Raw genomic sequence first — 3,761 nt, forward strand, 5'->3', positions numbered from 1 at the left:
GCCGCGCGCCGGCCCCCCGCCCCCCCCCCCCCCAGCCGGCCCCCACCCCGCCCCGCCCCCACCCCCCGGGGCTGGGGGGCCGGCCCGTCGTGTGGGGACCTTTCGCGCAGGGTCACCGCGCGATGTCCACCACGACCTTTCCGATCGCGAGACCGTCCGCCACGTGACGCAGGGCGCGGGAAACGTCGTCGAGCGGGTAGTGCGCTCCGATGTGGGGTACCGCCCGGCCGGATATCAGCAGGTCGACCAGTTCTGCCTCGTTACGCCGGTATTCCTCGGGATCGAGGTCCTGGAACTGGAATCCCATGATGCGAAGGCCCTTCACCAGAACGAGATTCAGCGGAACCTCCGGTATCGTGCCCGACGCATAGCCCACCGTGACGAATCGGCCGCCGCGCCCGAGGGACCGGAGTGCCGGTACCGAGAGGTCGCCGCCGACCGGATCCACTACGACATCTGCTCCCTCCGGCAGCATCTGCTTCAGGGCGCCACGCAGATCGCCCGCCCGGTGGTCGATCAGGTGCTCGGCCCCGTACTTCTCGGCGACCGCGAGTTTGTCTTGCGACGACGCGACAGCAGTCACGGACGCACCCAGCGCGACACCCAGCTGGACCGCGGCGAGACCGACACCGCCTCCGGCGCCGAGCACGACCAGTCGCTCGCCCGGCTGGAGCCGGGCAACCGACCGGAGCGTGTGGTACGCGGTGCGATGGGCTACGCCGAAGGACGCAGCCGTGCGGTCGTCGATCCCGTCGGGAATCGCCTTCAGCGATGCCGCCGGCGCCACCACTTCTTCGGTGAAGGCTCCGACCAGACTGGTGCCCGTGACCCGGTCTCCGACGATGAACTCCCCGGTGTCGCCCGCGATCTCGGTGACCACGCCGGCGTACTCGCTACCCGGAACGAACGGGGGCGGCACGCTGATCTGGTACTTGTTCGCGACCAGTAACACGTCGGGAAAATTCACCGCCGCCGCACCCACCCGCACCCGGACCTGCCCGGGTGCGAGTGGTTGCGACGGGAGATCCCGGATCTCGACGACCTCCGGTGGCCCGTACTCCGCACAGACCGCCGCACGCACGGTGCTCATCGCCCCTGCCAGGCCGGCGCTCGCTTCTCCATGAACGCCGCAGCGCCCTCCTTGGCATCGTCGCTGGCGAACACCAGGGACTGCCAGTATCCGAGCCGTTCCGACGCATACTCGGGATCGGTCAGCGAGGACCGTACGAGTTCCTTGACCGCGGCGAGTCCGAGAGGTGCGTTCGCAGCGATGCGGCGCGCGTAGTCCAGAGCGGTGTTCAGCACCTCGTCGGGTTCGACCACGGCGTTGATCAACCCGAGTTCGTACCCGCGTTGCGCGGTGATCGGATCGCCGGTCAGGGCGATCTCGAGTGCGGCGCCGATCGGAATACGCGTCCCGATGGAAGTTCCTCCGCCGGCCGGGAAGAGACCCCTCTTGACCTCGGGCAGACCGAACTTCGCCGCAGACGAGGCGACGATGATGTCGGCCCCGAGGAGAAGTTCGAGCCCTCCGCCCACCGCGCTGCCGTTGGCGGCACCGATCACCGGTATCCCGAGCTTTCCCTGGCAGAGCCGCGCATACGCGGCGGCGGCGTCATCGGACCCGAGACCGATGTCCTCGCCGCTCGCGAACGCCCGCAGATCCATCCCGGCGCAGAACGCGCGGTCCCCGGTAGCGGTGAGCACGACGGCACGGATATCCGGATCGCGCTCGGCGTCCGCGACCGCGGCACCGAGGCCGCGAATCACCGCGCCGGTCAGTGCATTGCGGGCATCGGGGCGGTCGATGCGCAGCACGAGGATGGGGCCGTGCTGCTCACGAATCAGTCCCTCGACTGCTGCTGCGGTCATCCCTTGTACTCCGTGGATTCGGCGAGGTCAGCGGCCGACTTCATCAGGTCGACGATCACCGGCCCGTACGACTGCAGTTTCACGTCGTCACCTGCACGCTGGAAACCCTGCTCCAGGACGATCGCGAGCTTCCACTTGGCCAGCACGAGGTAGTAGTCGAGGTCGTCGACCTGGCGGCCGGAGATCTCCGAGTAGTGCTGGACCAGGTCGGACCGGTTCGGCATTCCCCGGAGGTCGACGTAGGTAGCCTCGGCGGCGCTCGGCGAGTTCATGTCCTCGGGCCAGTTCATGACCATCCAGGCGAGGTCGAGCTTGGGATCGCCGACCGTGCCCATCTCCCAGTCCACGAGGGCGGCGAGTTTCGCGGGCGCCCCGTGCTGGAACATCACGTTCGCGAACTGGTAGTCGCCGTGCATCAGACCCGGGATGTAGTCGAGCGGGCGATGGTTCTGCAGCCACTTGGTAGCGACGTCGAGACCTTCGATCTCACGTCCCTTGATCCGTTCGAAGAACGCGGTCCAGCGGTCGACCTGACGGTCGTGGAAACCCTCGGGGCGGCCGAGGTCCTGCAGGCCCTGAGCCTTCCAGTCGACCTTCGAGAGCAACGCGATGCCCTCGGCGAGCTGATAGGCCAGGCCCGCGCGCGCGTCGAGATCGGTGTCGAAGGGTGCCGGCCACGCCTCTCGGTGATCCATCGGCGACCATCCGTCGACGTATCCCATGAGGTAGAACGACCGGCCCAGGACGGACTTGTCCTCGCACGCCGCGACGGCTTCGGTGTGCGGGACATCGGTGCCGTCGAGGCCCTGGATGATGCGCCACTCCCGCATGATTCCCTTGTCGCGGTCGGCGGGTGCCGCAGCCGGCGGGATGCGGATCACGCTGGTGAAGTCATCTCGGGTGAGCTTGTAGATTTCGTTCTGGGTACCGCCGGACAGGTACTCGGCTTCGAGCGGCGCACCCTTGCCGGGCAGGCCCTGCTCGTCCATCCATTCGGCGAGTCGCGAGGTATCGATCACTGGTTTCCCACTTCGAGTTCGAGGTAGTCGGCGAGTTTCGCCCGGGCTGCTTCCTGCTTCTTCGGAATCCACTCCGACGGCCACATGTCGTCGGTGGGCTCGTAATCGCGGAGGACCTGCTTGGCGACCGTGGTCTTGTGCACCTCGGTCGGTCCGTCGGCGAGTCCCATCACGGCGGCGCCGTGGATCATCCTGAAGAACGGCATCTCGTTGGTGACACCGAGAGCACCGTGCACCTGCATTGCGCGCCAGGCGATGTCGTGCAGCACGGTCGGCATCACGATCTTCGCGGTGGCGATGTCCTTGCGGACCTTCTTGTAGTCGTTGTACTTGTCGATCTTCCATGCCGTGTTCAACACGAACAGCCGGAACTGGGCGAGCTGCGCGTACGAGTCGGCGATGTAGCCCTGCACGGTCTGCTTGTCCGCAAGGCGGCTACCGGCGGTCTCCCGGCTCAGGACGCGCTCGCACATCATGTCGACGGCCTTCTGTGCGAGGCCGATCGTCCGCATCGCGTGATGGATCCTGCCACCGCCGAGGCGTGTCTGGGCCGCCGCGAAGGCCTGACCCTCCGCGCCCAGGAGCGCCTCGTGGGGCACGCGCACATCGTTGTAATGGATGAGTGCGTGGGTGCCGTCGTTCATCGGTTCGCCGTACAGTCCGACGTTGCGAACGATCTCGACCCCGGGTGTGTCGGTGGGGACGAGGAACATGGATGTTCCCTTGTGCACCGGGACGTCGGGGTCCGTCACGACCATCACGATGAGGAACGCCGCAGTCCGCGCGTTGGAGGAGAAGTACTTCCACCCGTTGATGACCCAGTCGTGGGCCGCCCGGGCCGCCGCGCGCCGGCGGCTCCGCCGGGGGGCG

Annotated in this window: 4 protein-coding genes; all 4 read right to left on the reverse strand. The window is 67.6% G+C overall.

Annotated features, from left to right (window positions below):
- Nucleotides 1-112: 112 nt before the first annotated feature.
- Nucleotides 113-1,081, reverse strand: a complete 969-nt coding sequence (locus TVH25_RS21010) for an NADPH:quinone oxidoreductase family protein (RefSeq protein ID WP_422425386.1) — start codon at nt 1,079-1,081, stop codon at nt 113-115.
- 5 nt (nt 1,082-1,086) lie between these two features.
- Nucleotides 1,087-1,872, reverse strand: a complete 786-nt coding sequence (locus tag TVH25_RS21015) for an enoyl-CoA hydratase-related protein (RefSeq protein ID WP_422425384.1) — start codon at nt 1,870-1,872, stop codon at nt 1,087-1,089.
- Complete coding sequence (locus TVH25_RS21020) at nt 1,869-2,891, reverse strand: phosphotransferase family protein (RefSeq protein WP_169622028.1); 1,023 nt, start codon at nt 2,889-2,891, stop codon at nt 1,869-1,871. Before TVH25_RS21020 ends, TVH25_RS21015 begins: the two co-directional genes overlap by 4 nt.
- Nucleotides 2,888-3,761 (reverse strand): acyl-CoA dehydrogenase family protein (locus TVH25_RS21025; RefSeq protein WP_422425385.1); only part of this gene is annotated, 874 nt, incomplete at its 5' end. The genes TVH25_RS21025 and TVH25_RS21020, both read right to left, overlap by 4 nt.

The sequence above is a fragment of the Rhodococcus sp. 7Tela_A2 genome (assembly GCF_049311045.1).
Taxonomy (GTDB): domain Bacteria; phylum Actinomycetota; class Actinomycetes; order Mycobacteriales; family Mycobacteriaceae; genus Rhodococcus.

What these genes read in the sequence shown, in the direction of transcription:
- TVH25_RS21015 (WP_422425384.1), bottom strand. Translation starts at nt 1,872, where the DNA reads ATGACCGCAGCAGCAGTCGAGGGACTGATTCGTGAGCAGCACGGCCCC.